General features: G+C 74.5%; 21 protein-coding genes. 6 read left to right on the plus strand and 15 right to left on the minus strand.

The window, feature by feature from the left end; translation table 11 throughout:
- Positions 1-62: 62 nt before the first annotated feature.
- Complete coding sequence (locus ACZ7LK_RS02620) at positions 63-821, plus strand: class I SAM-dependent methyltransferase (RefSeq protein WP_471138047.1); 759 nt, start codon at positions 63-65, stop codon at positions 819-821.
- A gap of 28 nt (positions 822-849) precedes the next feature.
- Here the strand turns inward: ACZ7LK_RS02620 and ACZ7LK_RS02625 are convergent, their stop codons facing one another.
- Complete coding sequence (locus ACZ7LK_RS02625; RefSeq protein WP_471138049.1) at positions 850-2,085, minus strand: pyroglutamyl peptidase; 1,236 nt, start codon at positions 2,083-2,085, stop codon at positions 850-852.
- Positions 2,086-2,117: 32 nt separating this feature from the next.
- Complete coding sequence (locus ACZ7LK_RS02630) at positions 2,118-2,693, minus strand: TetR/AcrR family transcriptional regulator (RefSeq protein WP_471138050.1); 576 nt, start codon at positions 2,691-2,693, stop codon at positions 2,118-2,120.
- A 110-nt stretch (positions 2,694-2,803) separates the two neighbouring features.
- Between ACZ7LK_RS02630 and ACZ7LK_RS02635 the strand changes: the two genes are divergently transcribed.
- The gene (locus ACZ7LK_RS02635) at positions 2,804-5,251 is read left to right on the plus strand and encodes a beta-glucosidase (protein WP_471138052.1); all 2,448 of its coding nucleotides are present in this window, start codon (positions 2,804-2,806) and stop codon (positions 5,249-5,251) included.
- On the opposite strand, the gene ACZ7LK_RS02640 is transcribed toward ACZ7LK_RS02635, so the two are convergent.
- On the minus strand, positions 5,182-6,180 hold the full coding sequence (locus tag ACZ7LK_RS02640) for an aldose epimerase family protein (protein ID WP_392276497.1): 999 nt from the start codon (positions 6,178-6,180) through the stop codon (positions 5,182-5,184). The two genes, ACZ7LK_RS02635 and ACZ7LK_RS02640, sit on opposite strands and share 70 nt — an antisense overlap.
- Complete coding sequence (locus tag ACZ7LK_RS02645) at positions 6,173-7,078, minus strand: GDSL-type esterase/lipase family protein (RefSeq protein WP_392276498.1); 906 nt, start codon at positions 7,076-7,078, stop codon at positions 6,173-6,175. The genes ACZ7LK_RS02640 and ACZ7LK_RS02645 overlap by 8 nt, the downstream gene beginning before the upstream one ends.
- 249 nt (positions 7,079-7,327) lie before the next feature.
- Here ACZ7LK_RS02645 and ACZ7LK_RS02650 point away from each other — a divergent pair, with 249 nt between their 5' ends.
- Entirely contained in the window at positions 7,328-7,822 is a 495-nt protein-coding gene (locus ACZ7LK_RS02650) for a DUF3145 domain-containing protein (RefSeq protein WP_392276499.1), read from the plus strand.
- Between the two features lie 216 nt (positions 7,823-8,038).
- Here the strand turns inward: ACZ7LK_RS02650 and fabF are convergent, their stop codons facing one another.
- The 5 genes from fabF to ACZ7LK_RS02675 all read right to left on the minus strand — a co-directional run bounded on the left by fabF (position 8,039) and on the right by ACZ7LK_RS02675 (position 12,933).
- Positions 8,039-9,301, minus strand: coding sequence for a beta-ketoacyl-ACP synthase II (gene fabF / locus ACZ7LK_RS02655; protein ID WP_392276500.1), 1,263 nt, complete (start codon positions 9,299-9,301; stop codon positions 8,039-8,041).
- A 67-nt stretch (positions 9,302-9,368) separates the two neighbouring features.
- Positions 9,369-9,617, minus strand: coding sequence for an acyl carrier protein (locus ACZ7LK_RS02660; protein ID WP_084897295.1), 249 nt, complete (start codon positions 9,615-9,617; stop codon positions 9,369-9,371).
- Positions 9,618-9,699: 82 nt separating this feature from the next.
- Complete coding sequence (locus ACZ7LK_RS02665; protein ID WP_392276501.1) at positions 9,700-10,701, minus strand: ketoacyl-ACP synthase III; 1,002 nt, start codon at positions 10,699-10,701, stop codon at positions 9,700-9,702.
- A gap of 16 nt (positions 10,702-10,717) precedes the next feature.
- A complete protein-coding gene (locus tag ACZ7LK_RS02670; RefSeq protein WP_469464767.1) occupies positions 10,718-11,641 on the minus strand; it encodes an ACP S-malonyltransferase in 924 nt (307 codons plus the stop codon).
- Between the two features lie 89 nt (positions 11,642-11,730).
- Positions 11,731-12,933 carry a PucR family transcriptional regulator gene (locus tag ACZ7LK_RS02675; protein WP_392276679.1) on the minus strand — a complete coding sequence of 401 codons (1,203 nt, stop codon included), beginning with the start codon at positions 12,931-12,933 and terminating at the stop codon, positions 11,731-11,733.
- Positions 12,934-13,032: 99 nt separating this feature from the next.
- On the opposite strand from ACZ7LK_RS02675, the gene ACZ7LK_RS02680 reads away from it, so the two are divergent.
- The gene (locus tag ACZ7LK_RS02680) at positions 13,033-13,692 is read left to right on the plus strand and encodes a pirin family protein (protein ID WP_392276680.1); all 660 of its coding nucleotides are present in this window, start codon (positions 13,033-13,035) and stop codon (positions 13,690-13,692) included.
- Positions 13,693-13,735: 43 nt separating this feature from the next.
- On the opposite strand, the gene ACZ7LK_RS02685 is transcribed toward ACZ7LK_RS02680, so the two are convergent.
- Together ACZ7LK_RS02685 and ACZ7LK_RS02690 are read right to left on the minus strand one after the other, a co-directional pair.
- Positions 13,736-14,107: a hypothetical protein gene (locus tag ACZ7LK_RS02685; RefSeq protein ID WP_392276503.1), complete on the minus strand. Its 372-nt coding sequence runs from the start codon at positions 14,105-14,107 to the stop codon at positions 13,736-13,738.
- Positions 14,108-14,134: 27 nt separating this feature from the next.
- Positions 14,135-14,980, minus strand: a complete 846-nt coding sequence (locus ACZ7LK_RS02690; protein ID WP_471138057.1) for a serine hydrolase domain-containing protein — start codon at positions 14,978-14,980, stop codon at positions 14,135-14,137.
- Positions 14,981-15,066: 86 nt separating this feature from the next.
- Here ACZ7LK_RS02690 and ACZ7LK_RS02695 point away from each other — a divergent pair, with 86 nt between their 5' ends.
- Together ACZ7LK_RS02695 and ACZ7LK_RS02700 are read left to right on the plus strand one after the other, a co-directional pair.
- Complete coding sequence (locus tag ACZ7LK_RS02695; protein ID WP_392276505.1) at positions 15,067-15,534, plus strand: MerR family transcriptional regulator; 468 nt, start codon at positions 15,067-15,069, stop codon at positions 15,532-15,534.
- Positions 15,531-16,547, plus strand: coding sequence for an aldo/keto reductase (locus ACZ7LK_RS02700; protein ID WP_392276506.1), 1,017 nt, complete (start codon positions 15,531-15,533; stop codon positions 16,545-16,547). Before ACZ7LK_RS02695 ends, ACZ7LK_RS02700 begins: the two co-directional genes overlap by 4 nt.
- Positions 16,548-16,552: 5 nt before the next feature.
- On the opposite strand, the gene ACZ7LK_RS02705 is transcribed toward ACZ7LK_RS02700, so the two are convergent.
- The 4 genes from ACZ7LK_RS02705 to ACZ7LK_RS02720 all read right to left on the minus strand — a co-directional run bounded on the left by ACZ7LK_RS02705 (position 16,553) and on the right by ACZ7LK_RS02720 (position 21,128).
- Positions 16,553-17,818 carry an acyltransferase family protein gene (locus ACZ7LK_RS02705; RefSeq protein WP_392276507.1) on the minus strand — a complete coding sequence of 422 codons (1,266 nt, stop codon included), beginning with the start codon at positions 17,816-17,818 and terminating at the stop codon, positions 16,553-16,555.
- Entirely contained in the window at positions 17,815-18,804 is a 990-nt protein-coding gene (locus tag ACZ7LK_RS02710) for an alpha/beta hydrolase (RefSeq protein WP_471138608.1), read from the minus strand. Before ACZ7LK_RS02710 ends, ACZ7LK_RS02705 begins: the two co-directional genes overlap by 4 nt.
- Before the next feature lie 363 nt (positions 18,805-19,167).
- Entirely contained in the window at positions 19,168-19,845 is a 678-nt protein-coding gene (locus tag ACZ7LK_RS02715) for a response regulator (RefSeq protein WP_471138060.1), read from the minus strand.
- A complete protein-coding gene (locus ACZ7LK_RS02720; protein ID WP_469464764.1) occupies positions 19,842-21,128 on the minus strand; it encodes a sensor histidine kinase in 1,287 nt (428 codons plus the stop codon). The genes ACZ7LK_RS02715 and ACZ7LK_RS02720 overlap by 4 nt, the downstream gene beginning before the upstream one ends.
- Positions 21,129-21,231: the final 103 nt, after the last annotated feature.

Raw genomic sequence — 21,231 nt, forward strand, 5'->3', positions numbered from 1 at the left:
TCAATAACGGACGTGGTGCGTGAGGCGCGGAGGACACGGGCGGCCATGGGTGTGAGTGCGGCATGGGGATGAACGCGGTGACGGCCGCACGGTGGGTGGAGCGCTGGGAGGACCAGCAGCAGCGGTACGCGGTCGACCGCGAGGAGAGCTTCACCGTCATCGCCGACGTGGTCGAGCACGTGACGCGCGGCCGGCCCGGCCCGCCGCTCGTCCTGGACCTCGGCAGCGGTCCCGGCTCGCTGGCGGCGCGGCTGGCGGGCCGCCTCCCGGGCGCCGAGGTGCTGGCGGTCGACGCCGATCCGCTGCTGCTGGAACTGGGCAGGACGTACTACGGCAACGCCCTCCGCCACGCCGAGGCGGTGATCGGCGAGCCGGGCTGGCTCGACGCGCTCGGCCTGGACCGCCCGGTGGACGCGGCCGTGTCCACGACGGCCCTGCACTACCTGGACCGCCGCACACTGCGCCGGGTCTACCGGGACCTGGCCGGGCGGCTGCGCCCCGGCGGCGTCCTCGTCAACGGCGACCACATCAGCCCGGACGCCCCGAAGGTCTCCGAACTGGCCGGTGACATCGGCCGCCGCCATGCCGAGCGCCACCTGACCCTCGGTCACGACGACTGGCAGTCCTGGTGGTCGGGGGCCGCCTCCGACCCGGAGCTCGCGCGCTTCCTCGGCCGGCGCGGGGGCCACCGGCACCCGCGCTGCGAGGGCAACGACCTGACCGTCTCCAGCCACCTGGCCCTGCTGCGCGAGGCCGGGTTCGAGCAGGCCGGCGTGGTCTGGCAGTACGGGCACAGCCACGTCCTGGCCGCCGTCCGCTGACCCGGCGCCCCGGCCCGGCCCGCCCCGCTCAGTCCCCGGCCGCGGCCACCGCGACGACGGCCCTGACCTGGGCGGTGATGTCCGCCCGGTTGCGCAGGAACTCGGGGTCCGTCACCGCGTCGGTGTTGCCCGCGCCGAACTGGAGCACCGGCGTGTGCAGGTGCCCGCCCGGCAGCCCGGCCAGGCCGAGCCGGTCGCGCAGCAGCGTGGCGCGGTACGCGATCTCGTTGGACAGGTAGTCCCCGCCGCCGCCCGCGCGGGCCGCCGAGCCGGGGGTCGGCCCGCCGGGCCGGACCACCGGGGCGGTGCCGCCCGCCGGGACCTCGGTCACCGAGGTGTTGTCGTACACCGGGAACCGTCCCGTGTCCGCCGCCAGGATCGTCGCGTACGGCAGGGTCGTCGCCGTCCACTGCGGCTGCGACGCCGGGTCGGCGACCGGCACGGTCCCCGTCGCGGACACGTTCTCGTTGTCGCCGAACCCGCCGCGCCAGGCCCCGTTGTAGCGCTCGACGTCGAACCGGCCGACGCGGCCCTGGCTCACCGTGGTGAAGGCGTCCACGTGCGGCAGGTGCGGGCGCAGGGTCCGCTCCACCTCGCCGTCCGCGAAGTCCGCCCAGCGCACCGGGAACACCGCCGTCTCCACCCGGGCGAGCCGGCCGTCGGCCGTGCGGAGCAGCGTCCCGTCCAGGGCGAGGGCCGCCGCGCCCGACGGGTTGCTGATCCGCACGTCCCGGTCCAGCGTGAACGGGTCGAACCCGGTCACCAGCACCCGCTTGACGCCCTTCCCGGCGGGGTAGCGGATGGCGTCCTGGCCGCGCGAGGAGGTCTCCAGCCGGTCCAGCAGCCGGTTCCGCGCCTCCGGCGGCAGGGCGAAGCCGGGCTCCCAGGCGCGCAGTTCGCGGGTCATCGCCAGCCGCGCCCAGTACAGCGGGCGGTCGTCGTCCCGGGCGAGGTCGCCCCCCGCCGGGCCCCGTCCCTGCGCCCGGTCCACCGCCCGCCGCCACAGCCCCGACGCGTGCCCCGCGACCACCCGCTCGGCCGCCGCGTAGGACACGGCCCCGTCCAGCGCGTCGGCGAACCGGGGCGCCACCGTGCCGAACCCGCTGCGGGTGAGGATCTCCCGGGGCACGGCCCGGTCGAGCCGGGCCTCCTCGACGGTGGGTCCGCCGGCCGGGGCCGCCGCGCGGGCGGGAGCCGTGGCCAGGGGGAGCGTCAGCGCGGCGAGAGCGGCGACCAGCGTGATGCGCGACGGTGTCCGGGGCACAGGAGGCAGTCCTTCCGTAGGGTGCCGGAACGCTACCGCGCCCCCAACAGCCGCAGGAAGTCCCGGAATACGGCCGGCATGTCCACCGCGTCCGGATCCAGCAGCCACTGGTACTGGAGCCCGTCCAGCACCGCGACCACCAGCGGTGCCGCCCGCTCGGGGGTCAGCCCGCCGGGCAGCCGGTCCCCGTACTCGGCCCGCAGGACGTCCTCCGTTTCCGCCCGCACCTGGGCGTAGCGGCGGGTGAAGAAGTCCCGCGCCGGGTGGTCCTCCGTCACGCTCTCGCCGAGCAGCGCCGAGAAGGTCTGCACGATGCCCGGCCGCATGGCGTTGTACTCGACGAGCGACGCCAGCAGGTCCAGCCGCCAGCCGTCGCGGCCGCCGCTCCCGCCGCCGCCCGTGTCCCACTGGTCGCGCTCCTCCAGGACCGCGACGAGCAGCGCCTCCTTGGTGGGGAAGTGGTGCAGGAGCCCCTGCTGGGTCAGCCCGACCCGCGCGGCGACCGCACCGAGGGAGGCGCCCCGGTAGCCGCGCTCGGCGATCACTTCGAGGGCGGCGCGCACGATCTCCGCACGCCGCTCCTCGCTCCTGGCCCTGGCCGCTGCCATCCTCGTACTCCGATCCTTTGGGTAACGGAAGAATAACGGAACCTACCGCCCTACAGGTGACGGGCGCACCATGGGGCGTACCGCCCGCACACCGACCCGGAGGTACGACGGTGACAGACGCGACCGGCGACCGGTACGACGAGGCCGTCGAGGCGGCACTCGGCGCGCTCGACCTCGACGCCAAGGCCCGCCTCCTGTCCGGCCAGGACATGTGGTCCCTGCCCGCCCTCCCCGAGATCGGCCTGAAATCGCTGGTCATGTCCGACGGCCCGATCGGCGTGCGGGGCGTCCGCTGGACCGCCGACGACCCGTCCGTCGCCCTGCCGTCCCCCACCGCGCTCGCCGCCACCTGGGACCCCGGCCTCGCCCGCCGCGCCGGCCGGCTGCTCGCCCAGGAGGCCCGCCGCAAGGGCGTCCACGTCCTCCTCGCCCCCACCGTCAACCTGCACCGCTCACCCCTCGGCGGCCGCCACTTCGAGGCGTACAGCGAGGACCCGTACCTCACCGCCGAGATCGGCACCGGCTACGTCCTGGGCGTCCAGGCCGGCGGCGTCGCCACCACCGTCAAGCACTTCGTCGCCAACGACGCCGAGACCGACCGCTTCACCGTGAACAACACCGTCGCCCCCCGCCCGCTGCGTGAGCTGTACCTCGCCCCCTTCGAGGCCATCGTCAAGAACGCCCGCCCCTGGGGCGTCATGACCGCCTACAACCGGGTCAACGGCACCACCATGACCGAGCACCACCACCTGGTGAACGAGGTGCTGCGCGCCGAATGGGGCTTCGACGGCGCCAACGTCTCCGACTGGACGGCCGCCCGTGACACCGCGCGCGCCGCCGAGGGCGGCCTCGACATCGCCATGCCCGGCCCCCGCAGCGTGTACGGCGAGGCCCTCGCCGCCGCCGTCCGCGCCGGCCGGGTCGACGGGGCGACCGTCGACCGGGCCGTCCGCAACGTACTGCGGCTCGCCGCCCGCGTCGGCGCACTGGACGGCGCCGGACCGGCCGTCACCGCCCTCCCCGGCCCCGTCGACGGCGACGCCCTGGCCCGGGAGGTCGCCCGCCGCTCCTTCGTCCTCGTCCGCAACGACGCCGCCCTCCCACTGGCACCGGGCGGCACGGTCGCCCTGCTCGGCGCCGCCGCCCGCGACGCCCGGATCCTCGGCGGCGGCTCCGCCCAGGTCTTCCCCGCCCGCACCGTCTCCCCGCTCGACGGCCTCACCGCCGCGCTGCCCCCCGGGGCGCTGACCCACGCCGTCGGCGCCCACCCCGACGACGAACCCGCGCCCGCCGCCCGGGGCTTCGCGCTGCGCGCCGTCTGCCGCGACGCGGCCGGGACCGTCATCGGCGAGGGGGCGCTGCCCAGTGGCGAGGTCCAGTGGATCGGCGACGACCTGCCCGGGGGCGTCACCCGCGACCGGCTGCACAGCGTCGAGGTGACAGGCACCTTCACGCCCCGCGAGAGCGGCGCCCACACCTTCGGCACCCGGGGCCTCGGCGCCCTCACCCTCACCGTCGCGGGCCGGACCCTCTACGACGGCGTCCAGGAGATGGGCGACGAGGCCGACCCGTTCGAGGCGTTCGTCGGTGCCCCGCTGGAACGCGGCACGCTCACCCTCACCGAGGGCGTCCCCGTCGAGGTGTCCCTGCTCCACCCGCTCCACCCGCTCGACCCGGAACACGCCGCGCCCCTGCCGGGCGTGCTGTTCTCGCTCCTCCACCGCGGGCCGCGCCGCGACCCCGACGAACTGATCGCCGAGGCGGCCGCGGCCGCCCGCGCCGCCGGCACCGCGGTCGTCGTGGTCGCCACCACCGAGCGCGTCGAGTCCGAGGGCTTCGACCGCGCCGACCTGAGGCTGCCCGGCCGCCAGGACGACCTCGTGCGGGCCGTCGCCGCCGCCAACCCGAACACCGTCGTGGTCGTCAACGCGGGCTCCCCGGTCGAGATGCCCTGGCGCGACGACGTCGCCGCCGTCCTGCTGACCTGGTTCCCCGGCCAGGAGGGCGGCGCCGCCCTCGCCGACGTCCTGCTGGGCGCCGAGGAGCCCGGCGGCCGCCTCCCCACCACCTGGCCCGCCGCCCTCGCCGACGCACCCGTCACCGACGTCGTGCCCCGCGACGGCGAACTCGCCTACAGCGAGGGCCTCTTCATCGGCTACCGGGCCTGGGACCGGGCCGGCACCGTCCCCGCGTACCCCTTCGGCCACGGCCTCGGCTACACCACCTGGGAGTACGAGACCCTGGAACCGGCACCCGGCGGCGCCACCGTGCGCGTCCGCAACACCGGCACCCGCCCGGGCCGCGAGGTCGTCCAGCTCTACGTGGCACCCGTGGACGACCCGGTGGAGCGCCCCGCCCGCTGGCTGGCCGGCTTCACGAGCGTCGAGGCGGGCCCGGGCGAGAGCGCCGAGGCCCTGGTCCGCATCCCGCGGCGGGCGTTCGAGGTCTGGGACGAGGCGGCCGGCGCCTGGACGGTGGTCCCCGGCGCCTACGAGGTGCTGGCCGGGCGCTCGCTCACCGATACCCGGCTGCGCACGTCCCTGGACGTCGGGGCCTGACGGACCCCGAACGCGTACACCGTCTCCGACGCGTACACCTCGCCCGGCCGCAGGACCGTGCTCGGGAACCCGGGCCGGTTCGGGGAATCGGGGAAGGCCTGGGTCTCCAGCGCCACGCCGTCCGGCCGGCCCGGCGCGTAGACCTGGAGGCCCGGCTCGGTCGTACGGACCGTCAGCAGCCGCCCCGACACCGGCGAGTACAGCTCGGCCGCCGGCACCCCGGGGTCCCCGTCCAGGACGAAGTTGTGGTCCAGCCCGGTGCCCACCGGGCGCCACGTCCGGAAGTCCAGCCGGGTGCCGGCCACCGTCGCGACGACACCGGTCGGGACCGACGCGTCGTCCAGCGGTGTGTAGTGCCCGGCCGCCAGCCGCATCTCGTGCGCCCCGCCGAGGTTCCAGTACGTGTGGTTCGTCAGGGCCACCACCGTCGGCGCGTCCGTCACCGCCTCGTACGCGATCCGCAGCGCGCCCGAGGCGTCCAGGGTGTACGTGGCGGAGACCTCCAGACGCCCGGGAAAGCCTTCCTCGCCGTCCGGGCTCACCCGCGACAGCCGCACCCCGCCGTCGACCGCCTCCGCGGCCCACACCCGCTTGTCGAACCCGCGTTCCCCGCCGTGCAGGCTGTTCGGCCCCCCGTTGCGGGCCAGCCGGTACGTCCGCCCGTCCAGCGTGAACGAACCCCCCGCTATCCGGTTCGCGTACCGCCCCACCAGCGCCCCGAAGTACGGCCCCGGATCGGCCTCGTACCCGGCGGGGGAGCCGTACCCCAGCACCACGTTCGCGACGGCGCCGTCCCGGTCGGGCACCTCCACCGACTGCACGATGCCGCCGTAGGTCAGCACCCCCACCCGGGTACCGCCCCGCTCCAGGACCCAGCGGTGGACCGCCGTACCGTCGGCCAGCCGGCCGCACACCCCGGTGTCACCCACGCCCGGCCCCCGTGACCTGCCGGTACGCGATCTCCGCCAGCCGCCCCTGGCCGTCCGCGCTCGGATGGAACCAGTCCCACGGGCTCAACTGCCCGCCCGAGAAGCGGTAGCCGAACACCGCCCCGCCGTCGTACCGGCACAGCCGGTCCTCCGCGCACACGTCCCGCAGCACCCCGTTGTACGCCACCACCCGCTCGTACACCTCCCGGCGCCGCGCCGCGGCCGCCGCGCCGACGTCGTCCGCGTCCCCCAGCATCGACGCGCACACGCCCAGCTTCCACACCTGCTTGCCCAGCACACTGGTCCGCCCGGTCGACCACAGCCGCATCAGGTCCGGCACGCTCGACACGTACACCTGGCTCTTCGGCGACACCGCGCGCAGCCGGGCCATCGCCTCCTCCAGCGAGGCGCGGAACTCCGGCACCGGCGTCATCAGGTCCGCGCTGTCCCGGCAGGCGTCGTTCGCGCCGACCATCACCGTCACCAGCCCCGGCCGCCGCACGGCCGCCCGCTCCATCTGCACCGGCAGCTCGGCGGCCCGCGCCCCGGACCGGGCCAGGTTCCAGCTCCGCGAGGGCAGCGCCGACGGGCCCAGCAGCCGCCGCGCCAGGCTGTTCACCCGCGCGTCGCCGCCCGTCGCCCAGGACATCTCGGGGCAGTCGACCAGGATCCCGCACGCGTCGAACCCGCGGGTGATCGAATCCCCGACGGCCGCGACCGACGCCGGGCTCGGGTCCCACGCCGGGGAGGGCCTCGGCGAGGGGGAGGGGCGCGACGCCACGCCCGGCCCGCGCTCCGGTGCGGCCTCGCACCCGGTCAGCGCGGCGCCTCCCACCAGGGCGGCGGCCACCGCCCACGTGGTGAGCGGGCGTATACGGCCTCGTCGGCCGGCAAGCATCCGGTAGCCCTTTCGTCGGCGTCCTGGCGGGTGAATGCTTGGGGTCCAGGTCCCCGGGGCAGACCGTACGTCATCCCAAGCGCCCCGGCGCACGGTAGCTTTTCCCCGTCGAACCGTCAGGCGCCTTCGCCAACCGGCTCCGGTAAATTACATCACGTCACATGCTGTCCCTTTTGCGGAGTTTCACTCCCGATGCTGTTTACTGAGGCCGCTGGGAAAGGCGAACCTCGTCCCACACTGGAGGTCCCGGTGACGACACGTGGAGTCCTGTACGTACACTCCGCACCGCGCGCGCTGTGCCCGCACGTCGAATGGGCGGTGGCGGGAGTGCTCGGTGCGAGGGTCCAGCTCGACTGGATCCGGCAGCCGGCCTCACCCGGCACCTGGAGAGCGGAGTTCTCCTGGCGGGGCGAACCGGGCACCGCCTCCAAACTCGCCTCCGCGCTGCGCGGCTGGCAGATGCTCCGCTTCGAGGTCACCGCCGAGCCCTGCCCCACCGCCGAGGGCGAGCGCTACAGCGCCACGCCCGAGCTGGGCATCTTCCACGCGGTCACCGGTATCCACGGCGACATCCTGATCCCCGAGGACCGCCTCCGCGCCGCCCTCGTCCGCGCCGCCCAGGGCGAGACCCAGCTCGAGGCCGAGATCGCCCGGCTGCTCGGCAAGCCCTGGGACGACGAGCTCGAACCCTTCCGCTACGCCGGCGAGGGCGCCCCGGTCCGCTGGCTCCACCAGGTCGTCTGACCCCGGGACGCCCACGCGCGCCCGGGTGTCCCCCGGCGCCCGCCGCCCACGTGTCACTCCGGGGCGGTGCCCCCCGGGTCGTGCCCACCCGCGGCTCCCGCTCCCGCTCGCGCCGCGTGCCGCCACCGGGTCGTGCCACGCCCGCGGACACACGTGTGGGCCCGCCCCCCGGAGGGGCGGGCCCACACGCGTGTCCGTCGGTCGCCGACCGCGAGGTCAGACCGTCCGGAACGCCAGCACCACGTTGTGGCCGCCGAAGCCGAACGAGTTGTTGATCGCGGCGATCGTGCCCTCCGGCAGCGGACGCGGCGTGTCGCGCACGATGTCGGCGTCGACCTCCTCGTCCAGGTCCTCGACGTTGATGGTCGGCGGGGCCGTCCGGTGGTACAGGGCCAGCACCGTGGCGACGGTCTCGATGCCGCCGGCACCGCCCAGCAGGTGACCGGTCATGGACTTGGTGGCGGAGACCGCCACGTGGTCCAGCTCGTCGCCGAGCACCTTGCGCAGCGCCTTCACCTCGGCGACGTCACCCTGCGGGGTGGACGTGGCGTGCGCGTTGAGGTGCACGACCTCGGCCGGCTTCAGGTCGGTGGTGTCCAGCAGGTTCTGGAGGGCGGCGGCGATGCCGCGGCCCGTCGGCTCCGGCTGGGCGATGTGGTGGCTGTCGGCCGACAGCCCCTGGCCGAGCGCCTCGCAGTAGACCTTCGCGCCCCGCGCGGCGGCGTGCTCGGCCGACTCCAGGACGACGACACCCGCGCCCTCGCCGAGGACGAAGCCGTCACGGCCCTTGTCGTACGGGCGGGAGGCCTTCTCGGGCTCGTCGTTGTTCTTGGACATCGCCATCATGTTGGCGAACGCGGCCACCGGCAGCGGGTGGATCGCCGCCTCGGTGCCGCCCGCGAGGACCACGTCGGCGCGGCCGGTACGGATCATCTCGACGGCGTAGCCGATCGCCTCGGCACCCGACGCGCACGCCGAGACCGGGGTGTGCACGCCCGCCCGGGCGTTCACCTCCAGGCCGACGTTGGCGGAGGGGCTGTTCGGCATCAGCATCGGCACGGTGTGCGGGGAGACGCGGCGTACGCCCTTCTCCTTCAGCACGTCGTACTGGTCCAGCAGGGTCGTCACGCCGCCGATGCCGGAGGCGATGACGGTGCCGAGCCGCTCGGGCTCGATCGAGGCGTCCTCGCCCGCCGGGGCGGTGAAGCCCGCGTCCGCCCACGCCTCACGGGCCGCGATCACGGCGAACTGCGCCGAACGGTCCAGCTTGCGGGCCAGCGGGCGGGGCAGCACCTCGGCCGGGTCGACGGCCACGGGTGCCGCGATGCGCACGGGCATGTCGGCGAAGCGGTCACCTTCGAGGGGCTTGACGCCGGAGCGTCCCGCCAGCAGACCCTCCCAGGTCGCGGCGGAGTCGCCACCCAGCGGTGTGGTTGCGCCGATACCGGTGACGACCACGGTGCGATTGGTCGAGTTCACAGGAATTCTTTCTCCACGTGTATGAGGTATGCGGGGAATGCGGCGCCACCGCCGGGTGGCGGTCCGATCAGCCCTGGTGCTTCAGGATGTAGTCGGCGGCGTCGCCGACAGTCTTGAGGTTCTTGACGTCCTCGTCGGGGATCTTGACGTCGAAGCGCTCTTCGGCGGCGACGACGACCTCGACCATGGAGAGCGAGTCGACGTCCAGGTCGTCGGTGAAGGACTTGTCCAGCTGGACGTCCTCGACCGGGATGCCGGCGATCTCGTTCACGATGTCGGCGAGACCGGCGACGATCTCTTCCTGAGTGGCGGCCATGTGGCGCTCCTTCGGTGTGTGTCTCAGAGGTGTTTCTCAGAGGGTTTTGAGGCTGTCGCCCGGGAAAACTCCCGAAACGTGCCTAGGGGAGGGTAACGACCGTCGCGGCGTAGACGAGACCCGCCCCGAAGCCGATGACGAGCGCGGTGTCACCGCTCTTCGCCTGACCGGTCGCCAGGAGCCGCTCCATCGCGAGCGGAATCGAGGCGGCCGAGGTGTTGCCGGTCGTCTCCACGTCACGGGCGACCGTGACGTGCTCCGGCAGCTTCAGCGTCTTCACCATCGAGTCGATGATCCGCATATTGGCCTGGTGCGGGATGAAGACGTCCAGGTCGGCCGCCGAGATCCCGGCCGCGTCCAGCGCCTGCTGGGCGACCTTCGCCATCTCGAAGACGGCCCAGCGGAACACCGCCTGGCCCTCCTGCGTGATGGCCGGGAACTTCTCGACCGTACCGTCGCGGTAGTCGGTCCACGCGACGGTCTGCTTGATGGTCTCGGACTTGTCGCCCTCGGAGCCCCACACGGTGGGGCCGATCGCCGGCTCCTTCGCGGGGCCGACGACGACGGCGCCGGCGCCGTCACCGAACAGGAAGGCCGTCGCACGGTCCTCCAGGTCGGTCAGGTCGCTCAGCCGCTCCACGCCGATCACGAGGACGTACTCGGCGGAACCTTCCACCACCATGCCCTTGGCGAGGGTCAGGCCGTAGCCGAAGCCGGCGCAGCCCGCCGAGATGTCGAACGCGGCCGGCTTGTGGGCGCCGATCTTGTCCGCGATCTCGGTGGCGACGGCGGGGGTCTGCTTGAAGTGCGAGACGGTGGAGACGATCACGCCGCCGATCTGCTCGGCCGTGATCCCCGCGTCCGCGATGGCCTTGCCGGCCGCCTCGACCGACATCACCGTCACCGTCTCCTCGGGCGAGGCCCAGTGACGGGTGGCGATGCCGGAACGGGAGCGGATCCACTCGTCGGACGAGTCGATCGTCTCCAGGATCACCTCGTTCGGCACCACACGGGTGGGCCGGTAGCCGCCGACGCCCATGATGCGGGCGTACGGTGCGCCCTGGCTGGGCTTGATCTTCGCCATGCTCTACGGCTCCTTGTCAGACGGCGGGCGTCGCGTGCTCGGCGATGAGCGCGCGGGCCGCGTCGAGGTCGTCCGGCGTCTTCAGGGCGACCGTCTTGACGCCCTTCAGGGCGCGCTTGGCGATACCGGTGAGCGTGCCGCCGGGGCACACCTCGACCAGGGCGGTCGCGCCGAGCCGCTGGAACGTTTCCATGCACAGGTCCCAGCGGACGGGGTTGGCGACCTGGCCGACCAGGCGGGCGACGACATCGGCGCCCGTGGCGACGGTCTGCCCGTCCTTGTTGGAGACGTACGGCACGGTCGGGTCGGCGACCGTCAGGGCCTCGGCGGCCTTGCGGAGCGTCTCGACCGCGGGCGCCATGTGGTGCGTGTGGAACGCGCCGGCGACCTTGAGCGCCACCACACGGCGTACGCCCTCGGGCATGTCCGCCTCGAGCGCCGCGAGCTGCTCCATGGTGCCGGCCGCCACGATCTGGCCGGCGCCGTTGACGTTCGCCGGGGTCAGGCCCAGCTTCTCCAGGTGCGGGACGGTGACCTCCGGCTCACCGCCGAGCAGCGCCGACATGCCGGTCTCGGTGACGGCGGCGGCCTCGGCCATCGCCAGGCCACGGGTCCGTACGAAGCCGAGCGCGGCCGTGTCGTCGAGGACACCGGCGAACGCGGCCGCCGTGATCTCGCCGACGCTGTGGCCGGCGACGGCGTCCGGGGCCGTGTCGCCGAGCGCGGCGGCGGACAGCAGACCGGCCGCCACCAGCAGCGGCTGGGCCACCGCCGTGTCACGGATCGCGTCCGCGTCCGCCTTGGTGCCGTAGTGGACGAGGTCGAGCCCGATGGCGTCGGACCACGCGGCGACGCGGTCACGGGCGCCGGGAAGGTCGAGCCAGGGAGTCAGGAAGCCGGGCGTCTGAGCGCCTTGGCCGGGAGCGACGAGTACGAGCACCCTCACACTCTCTCTTGTGGACGGCTCCTACCGCCCGTGAGGACAGGGACCAAGAACCGTCAGGGGAATTGTGGACGTTCGACAAAAGTCTAGGACTGCGGTTCTCCGTCGACCAGACGCCCGAGGATCAGCGCGATCCTCAGGGTGAACGCGGACCGCACATCGGACGGCGACCATCCGGTGACGTCGGTCACACGTCGGAGCCGGTAGCGCACGGTGTTCGGATGGACGAAGAGCATCCGAGCCGCGCCCTCAAGACTGCTCGCCTGCTCCAGATAAACGCTCAAGGTTTCCAGGAGCGCCGAGCCCGCCTCCTCCAGCGGTCTGTAGATCTCCTCCACCAACTGCTCGCGCGCGGACGGGTCACCGGCGATGGCGCGCTCCGGCAGCAGATCGTCCGCCAGCACCGGCCGCGGCGCGTCCTGCCACGCCGAACAGGCCTTCAGGCCCGCCGCCGCGGCCTGCGCGGACCGGGTGGCCGCCAGCAGGTCCGGCACGATCGGCCCGGCGACGACCGGCCCGGCCGCGTACGGGCCGATCAGCGCCTTGGCGACCTGGAGCGGGTTGTCGCTGCCGCCCGCGATCACCACCAGCCGGTTCCCGAGCACCCCGGTGAGCACCTGGAGCTTGGCGTGCCGGGCCGCCCGCCGGATCGCCTCCACCGTCAGCTCGCTGTCGCCGTCCGGGGCCGTGCCCAGGATCACGCACACGTGCTCCGGCGAGTTCCAGCCGAGCGCGGCCGCCCGCGAGACGGCGCCCTCGTCCGCCTCGCCGGACAGCACCGCGTTCACCACCAGGGACTCCAGCCGGGCGTCCCACGCGCCGCGCGCCTCGGCGGCCTGCGCGTACACCTGGGCCGTGGCGAACGCGATCTCCCGCGCGTACACCAGCAGCGCCTCGCGCAGCACCGACTCGTCGCCCGGGGCCGCGACCTCCTCGATCGCCGCCTCCATGACCTCGATCGTGGTGCGGACCATCTCCACGGTCTGGCGCAGGGTGATCGCCCGGGTCAGCTCGCGCGGAGCCGTGCCGAAGACGTCGGTGGAGATGGCCTGCGGGGTCTCCGGGTGCCGGAACCACTCGGTGAACGCGGCGATGCCGGCCTGGGCGACCAGCCCGATCCACGACCGGTTCTCCGGTGGCATCGCCCGGTACCAGGGCAGCGTCTCGTCCATGCGGGCGATGGCGTTCGCCGCGAGGCGTCCGGAGGACTGCTCCAGGCGCTTCAGGGTGGCGGCATGGGACCGGTGGTCGTTCGCTGCGGGTTCAGGCACGGGACAAGACTGCCTTATCCGGACGGGGGAGTGCGGCGCCGGGGCTACGGTGGTCCCGTGAGTTCACGGCAACCAGACGGCGCGGCCCCCGCCGCCGGACCCGCCCCGGGCACCCCGGTGTGGTCGGTGCGGCGGGCCGGCGACCGCTACCGCGGCGGCGCGGCGGCGGACGGCATCGAGACCCTGCACGCCTTCTCCTTCGGGCGCTTCTACGACCCCGACAACCTCCGGTTCGGCGCGATCCTGGCCTGCAACGAGGAGCGGCTCGCCCCCGGCTCCGGGTTCGACGAGCACCCCCACAGCCACACCGAGATCGTCACCTGGGTCGTGGAGGGCGAGCTCACCCACCGCGACTCGGCCGGGCACACCTCGCGCATCGGCCCGGGTGACGTACAACACCTCAGCGCGGCCGCCGGGGTCCGGCACGAGGAGCGCAACGACGGCGACCGCCCGCTGGTCTTCGTGCAGATGTGGCTGGCCCCGCGCCGGCCCGGCGGCGACCCGGCCTACGACGTGGTGCGGGGCATCGCGGACACGGCCCCGTACGCCCTGCCGGCCGCGGGCGCGACACTCCACGTACGGCGCCCCGAGGCCCCCGGGGAGCGGATCGCCGTCCCGGACGCCGCCCACGTGTACGTCCACGTCGTCCGCGGCACGGTACGGCTCGGCGACGACGAGCTCGCCCCCGGGGACTCGGCGCGGATCACCGGCTCGGCGGGGCTGGAGCTGGAGGCGCCGGCCCCGGCCGAGGTGCTGCTGTGGGAGATGGACGGATGACCCCCGTGCGCGCGGTGCGCCACCGGGGCGCACCGCGCGGGGATCACTGGTCGGAATAGCTGAAGTCGCCCACCGTCCAGGCGCTCACGTCCTTGATGGCGATCCGGTACATCCCGCCCGTCTCCGGGATGCCCACCTGGCCCTGGAGGATCCGGGCGACGTGGAAGTGCAGATGGGTGGGCGCCCCGGACGGCCGGGACCCGCCACCCCCGGGCGGCGCGAACGTGCCGGCGAACGGACCGAGCCGGTCCGAGTCCCGCAGCACCTCGGCCACCCGCTGCCGCCAGACCGTCTCGGGCGCCAGCCGGCCCGTGATGACGGCCCCGTGGACCACGACGGTCAGGGACATCTGCGTGGTTTGCTCCGACTCCACCGTGGCGGCGATGTCAACGAGCAGTTCATCAGGCTTCGACATGGGCGTTGATTCTAGAGTGGCGGGCGCTCAGCGCGCCGCGCGGAGTTCCGCCAGCACCGCGTCCGTGAACGGCGGCCACGCCTCGACCGCCCACGGACCGAACGCCCGGTCGCTCAGGGCGACGCAGGCCGCCCCCGTGCCGCCGCCGTCCGCCCACGCGGCGTCCGGGTCGATCCACAGGAAGGTGCCCGACTGGCCGAAGTGGCCGAAGGCGCGCGGCGAGGACGAAGCGCCCGTCCAGTGCGGCGACTTGCCGTTCCGGATCTCGAAGCCCAGGCCCCAGTCGTTCGGCCGCTGGTGGCCGTACCCGGGCAGGATGCCCGTCAGCCCGGGGTGGACCACCGTCATGGCCTCCAGCACCGTGCGCGGGTCCAGCAGCCGGGGCGCCTGCACCTCGGCGGCGAACCGCACCAGGTCGTCGACCGTCGACACGGCGTCCTTCGCGGGCGAGCCGTCGAGTGCCGTGTCCGCCATGCCCAGCGGCTCCAGCACCGCCTGGCGCAGGTATTCGGCGAACGGGATGTCCGTGGCCTTCGCGACATGGTCGCCCAGCACCTCGAACCCGGCGTTGGAGTAGATCCGCCGGGTCCCCGGTGCCGCCATCACCCGGTGCTCGTCGAACGCCAGGCCCGACGTGTGCGCCAGCAGGTGCCGCACCGTGGACCCCTCGGGCCCGGCCGGCTCGTCGAGCTCGACCGCCCCCTCCTCGTACGCCACGAGCACGGCGTACGCGGCGAGCGGCTTGGTCACCGACGCCAGCGGGAACCGCCGGCTGGTGGGGCCGTGCGCCCCGGCCACCGTGCCGTCCGCCCGCACGACGGCCGCCGCCGCGTTCTCCACCGGCCAGTTCTCGATCATCGCCACGCTTCGCATGGGGACGAGCGTAACTCCGCGCCCCGCCGGGACTTCCCCGGGCCGAGGCTTGCTTCGAGTGCACTCCAAGGTCCTAGCGTGGGGGCATGACGGTGATCGAGAGCATTCCCGTACGGACCGGGCGCCGCGAGTTCTGCGTCTCCGCCCCGCCCCCGCACCCGCGCCCCGCCGGGCAGGACCGCTACACGATCAGCGAGGTGGCGGCCTGGACCGGGCTCACCGCGCACACTCTGCGCTGGTACGAGCGGATCGGGCTGATGCCGCACGTCGACCGGTCCCACACCGGCCAGCGCCGCTTCACCAACAAGGACCTGGACTGGCTCGCGTTCGTCGGCAAGCTGCGGCTGACCGGCATGCCGGTGGCGGACATGGTCCGCTACGCGGAGCTGGTGCGCGAGGGCGAGCACACCTTCGACAAGCGGCAGGAGCTGCTGGAGGCCACGCGCCGGGACGTGCGGTCCCGCATCGCGGAGCTCCAGGACACGCTCGCCGTACTCGACTACAAGATCGACTTCTATGCGGGTGCCCGACGGGCCCCGGAGAGGACCGCATGAGCACGGAAAAGATCGCGACCGTACGCCTGGGCACCGGAGGCCCGCTGGTGGGCGTCCAGGGCTTCGGCGCCATGGGCATCAGCGAGTTCTACGGCGACACCGACGAAGCGGCGGCCCGCGACACCCTCGACGCCGCGCTGGAGGCCGGCGTCACCCTGATCGACACCGCCGACATCTACGGCCGCGGCGCCAACGAGGAGTTCCTCGCGCCGTTCGTCGCGAAGCACCGCGACGAGATCACCCTCGCCACCAAGTTCGCCGTCGAGCGCACCGACGACCCGCGGTACCGGCGCGTCCGCAACGACCCCGCGTACATCAGGTCCGCCGTCGAGGGCAGCCTCCGGCGCCTCGGCGTCGACGTCATCGACCTCTACTACATGCACCGCCGCGACCCCGCCGTGCCGCTCGCCGAGTCCGTCGGCGCCATGGCCGAGCTGGTGGAGCGCGGCCTGGTCAAGCACCTGGGCCTGAGCGAGGTGACCGGCGCGGAACTGCGCGAGGCGCACGCCGTGCACCCGATCACCGCCCTCCAGTCCGAGTGGTCCCTGTTCTCCCGGGACGTCGAGCGCAGCGCGGTGGGCGCGGCGGCGGAACTGGGCGTGGCGTTCGTGCCGTACTCGCCCCTCGGCCGCGGCTTCCTCACCGGGGCGTTCGCCGACGCGGCCACGGACCTGACGGACGGCGACTTCCGGCAGCACCAGCCGCGCTTCACCGGCGACAACGCCCGCCGCAACGCCGCCCTGCTGGAGCCCGTCCGCGCCGTCGCCAAGGCCCACGGAGCCACCCCCGCCCAGGTCGCGCTCGCCTGGGTGCAGCAGCGGGCGGAGGTGCACGGCCTGGCCGTGGTGCCCATCCCCGGCACCCGCAAGCGCGCCCGCCTGCTGGAGAACGCGGCCGCCACCCGGATCACCCTCACCGAACGGGAACTGGCCGCCCTGGAACCCCTCGCCGACCGGGTCGCCGGCGACCGCTACCCGGACATGTCGTCCACCTCGGCCGCCCGGGAGTCCTGACCGGCTCAGGTGAGCGCGTACACCGCGAAGCCCGCCGCCAGCAGACCCGCGGCCGAGCGGCGGGCGGCGGTGGCGTGCGTCCACGGGGTCTCGAAGCCCCGCGCGTACCGCCCGATCACCAGCAGCAGCCCCGCGAACAGCGGCATCCACGCCAGCCGCGCCGGGATCCAGCCGAGGGTGTCGGGCGTGGTCGTCAGCCCCGGCACCGCGCCGGCGAAGGACGCGGGCACGGCCGCCGCCAGCATCGCGGTCTGGTGCCAGCACAGGATCGTCATCGCCGACAGGTTGACCACGACCACCGGCGCCCACAGCGCGGGGCGGCGCAGCAGCGCCCCCAGCCGGTCGCGCAGCAGGACCGCCGCGCCGCTCTGTGCCGCCGCCAGCGCCAGGACGAGCAGCGACGGCGGGTGGGAGTTGGTACGGGCCTCCCCGGGGACGCCGACCATCGAGGCGGGGTAGTGGAACGCGAGCAGGAGCGTGGCGAACAGGGCCGCGCCGCCGAGCAGCAGCGCCCACGCCTCCCGCCGGCCGACCCGCCGCACGCCCCACGAGACGCCGAGCTGGTAGGCGAAGAGCCAGCCGGGCAGGAGGTTCAGCAGGCCCAGCCAGGACGGCACGGCGTCCGCGTACGGGCCGTAGCGGAGGACGTCCACCACGGCGACCGAGGCGAGCAGCGGGGCGGCCGCCCACACACCGAGCCGGCGGGCGGCGCGGACGCAGTACGGGGTCAGGGCGGTCACCACCAGATACACCCCGACGAACCACAGCGGCTGGACGACGAGTGTCGCCCCGGTGCGCAGCGTGTCGCCCGGGACGCCCGCCACGCCCAGGGCCGCGACCAGGACGGCCCACACGGCCGTGACACCGAGGACGGGACGGCCGAGCCGGGCGATCCGCCCCTTGAGCCACGCGCCGGTGGAACCCGGGCGCCCGTCGTACGACAGGACGGCCGCGTACCCGCCGACCAGGAAGAAGATCCCCAGCATCTGGAGCCCCCAGCTCAGGGGCGCGAAGAACCCGAAGGCGGACAGCGGGCTGGCGTTGTGGATCGCCCCCTCGCCGTCGAGCGTGAAACCGCCGAGGAGCCAGTGGCCGGTGGGGACGGCGAGCAGCGCCAGGGCACGCAGCCCGTCGACGGCACGGTCGCGGTGGGCCGGCGTCCGGGCGTCGATCCGGCGGGCCAGGGCGGACGCGGAGGCGGTGGCGCGGGCGGCGGCGGAGGCGGGACGGGAGCGGCGGGCGGTGGCGCGGGTGGGGGCGAGGGTCTTCATCGGACGTCTCCCCGGGCGATGGCGGCGAAGGTACGCAGGGACTCGGTGCCCGGCGCGAAGTAGCCGGTGTGGCCGTGCGCGTCGGCGGCCGGCACGGGGCGGGCGCCGAAGTCGGGGCCGGCCGGGTCGGCGCCGTGGCCGAGGCCCAGGAACCGGACGTTCGGCACCTTGGAGATCCAGTCCGACGGGTCCTTCGCGGCCCACACCCGGGCGGTGGTGCGCAGGTCGGCGACGGTGCCGGCGCGCATCCCGGGGGAGCCGAGGACCACCAGGTCACGGGCCACCAGCCGGGGGGCGGCCAGCCCGCAGACCACGGAGCCGTAGCTGTGGCAGAACACGGCGGGCGCCGGGACGCCCTGGGCGGCGAGCCCGTCGGTGAGGCGGGCCAGCCGCTGCGCGCCCGCCTCCGCGAGCTCGCCGGTCGCGGCGTCCAGGCCCACCCCGACGGGCGTGGTGTACCCGGCCCACGCGATGACGGCGGTGCCCGGCGCGGCGGTCCGGAGCTGCCTCGCCATCCCGGCGGGCGTGCCGTACGGGTCGCCGGCCCGGTCGTACGTCCCCGCGTCGATGTCCGACCCCGGTACGACGACGGCGACGTGGCGGCTGTGCGCCAGGTCCCCGAGTACCTCGGCCACCTGGCCGCGCCCGCGCGGGTCGAACGCCAGGACCTGCCGCCCGGCGAGGTGCGCGAACCGGGGATCACGCCGCAGGGCGGTCGCGTTGGCCTCGTAGCGGAGGGCGACCGGGGCCCCGTCGAGGTTGCCCACGACGGTGGGGTGACGGCGCGCCAGGTCCTTCTGCCGTGCGGCCGGCAGGGTCCGGAAGAAGGCCGCCACCTCACGGGGCGTGGCGGTCGCCGGATCGGGCAGCGCCCGCCCCAGCGACGTGTCGTCCCGCCACGCCTCGCTCCCCGGCGGCGGCCCGGTCACCGCCCGCTGCCCGCTCCCCGCGGCCCACCCGGCGGTCCCGCCGACGACCGCGCCCATGAGCAGGACGGCGGTCAGCGCCCTTCCCCAGCGCCTGCCGCCGCGGCCGGTGCCCTCCGGCTGGCCGGCGCCGACCGTGTGGTCGGTGCCGACCGTGTCGACGGTGCTGTCCGTGCGGGCCTTCTTCCAGCGGCGCATGACGCCCCCCTCTGCTTCCCTCGTCCTGTGCGGCGAGAGGAAGGTAAGGAGGCGGCCTCCGGCAGGACGTCACCCCGAGGAGCCAACTGCCGGGTGGTACCCGGGTAGGGGGTGTACGAGAGCGGTGGGCCGGACGGGGCCGGCGGACCGGCCCGGGGCGCTCCGGGTCGTGTCCCAGGGAGCGTGCAGGACGCCGCGGGCCAGGCGAGACTTTGCGGACACGACCTAGGCGTCGCCCGGGGTGACCAGGCCAGACTCGTAGGCGAAGATCACCGCTTGCGCCCGGTCGCGGAGGTCCAGCTTGGACAGCACGCGCCCGATGTGCGTCTTCACCGTCTGCTCGGCGAGGACCAGCCGGCCGGCTATCTCCTGGTTCGACAGGCCCCGGGCGATCAGCTCCAGCACCTCCGTCTCCCGGGGCGTCAGGCCGTTGAGGCGCAGCGAGCGGTCCCGGCGCGGGGCCGGGCGGGAGGCGGCGAAGTCGGCGATCAGGCGGCGCGTCACGGACGGCGCCAGCAGCGCCTCGCCGGCCGCCACCACCCGTACCGCGCCGATCAGGTCCGCCGGCGGGGCGTCCTTCAGCAGGAACCCGGACGCACCGGCGCGCAGCGCCTCGTACACGTAGTCGTCCACGTCGAAGGTGGTGAGCATCAGCACCTTCGGCAGGTGCACGACCCCCGGCGGCGCTGACAGGATCTCCCGCGCCGCCGCCAGGCCGTCCATCTCCGGCATCCGGACGTCCATCAGGACCACGTCGGGGTGTGTCGAGCGGGCCACGGCCACCCCCTCGCGGCCGTCCGGCGCCTCCCCGACCACGTCGATGTCCTGCTGCGCCGACAGCAGCGCGGCGAATCCCGCGCGCACCATGGCCTGGTCGTCGACGATGATCACGCGGATGGTCACGCGGGTTCCTCCGGAGCGGGGGTGAGGGGCAGACAGGCCGCGACACGGAAACCGCCGTCGGGCAGCGGCCCGGTGTCGAGGGTGCCGCCGGTCAACCGTACGCGCTCCCGCATGCCGACCAGCCCGTGACCCGTACCGGACGTCTCCAGGGGTGAACTTGCCTGCTCCGGGGGCCCGTTGACGACCAGCACCGTCAGCCGGTCGCTGTCCGCCGACACCGACACGCGCGTCGGCGCGCCCGGCGCGTGCCGCACCACGTTGGCGAGCGCCTCCTGCACGATCCGGTACGCGGACAGGTCCACCGCCGGCGGCACGGCACCCAGCCCGGCCGGCATCGCCAGCTCGGCGGGCACCCCCGCCCGTACCGTCGCCTCCACGAGCTGCTGCACCCGCTCCAGCCCCGGCTGCGGCGCCCGTTCGCCCTCCGCGCCCTCACTGCGCAGCACCGCCAGCAGCCGCCGCATCTCCGCCAGCGACTCGCGCGCGGACGCGGCGATCGTCGAGAACTCCTCGCACGCCGCCGCCGGCAGCCCCTCGATCCGGTACGGCGCCGAGTCCGCCTGCACGGTGATCACCGACATGTGGTGGGCCACCACGTCGTGCAACTCCCGCGCGATGCGCGCCCGTTCCTCCAGCAGGGTGCGCCGCGCGCGCTCGGCCTCACTGATCGTCTCCTGCTCGACGAGCCGCCGTTGCGCGTCCCCGCGCTCCCGCAGCGACGCCGTCAGCAGCAGCACGGCCCCGCTGAGGATGAACAGCAGCAGGTGGATGCCGTCGCTGCGGGTCGGCGAGATCAGCTCGAAGAGGAACCCCGCCGCGCCGGTCACCAGCCACACGCCCAGCAGCGTGCGGCGCGGCTCGCGCAGCCCCAGGGCCGCCATCAGTGCCAGGCGGCCGACCACGATCATCGGCGTCCACGGCCACGCCCGGCCGGCCACGCCGTCGGCACCGAGCAGGAACAGCGCGCCCAGCACATCGGCGGCCATGACGATCCACCACGCCTGGAGCGGACGCCTCACGGCGAGCAGCAGCGGCACGGTCTGCGCGGTCGCCAGGGCCCCGGCGACAGCGCCGTTGACCCGGTAGTCGCCGACGAGGACGGTGACGGTGACCGGCAGCAGCGTGGCGACGAACCCGAAGGCGACGGCGTACGGCAGCCTCCGCAGCCAGGGCGAGGCCGCCCGCGCGAGCAGCGGCTCCGCGCCCTCGGTCGGCGTGGTGACGGCGAGCCCCAGCGCGCGTGCCGAACCGCGCAGTCGGGAGAGCGGGAGATCGGTACGCATGATCCGCCAGCCTAGGCAGCGGCTGGCCACCCGGCGTCATACCGGAGTGCCGGTTCCCACCCCCTACCCCGGTACGACCCCACCGCCCCGCCGGGGCGGGCCT

It is taken from the genome of Streptomyces sp. NPDC039423, from assembly GCF_055598725.1.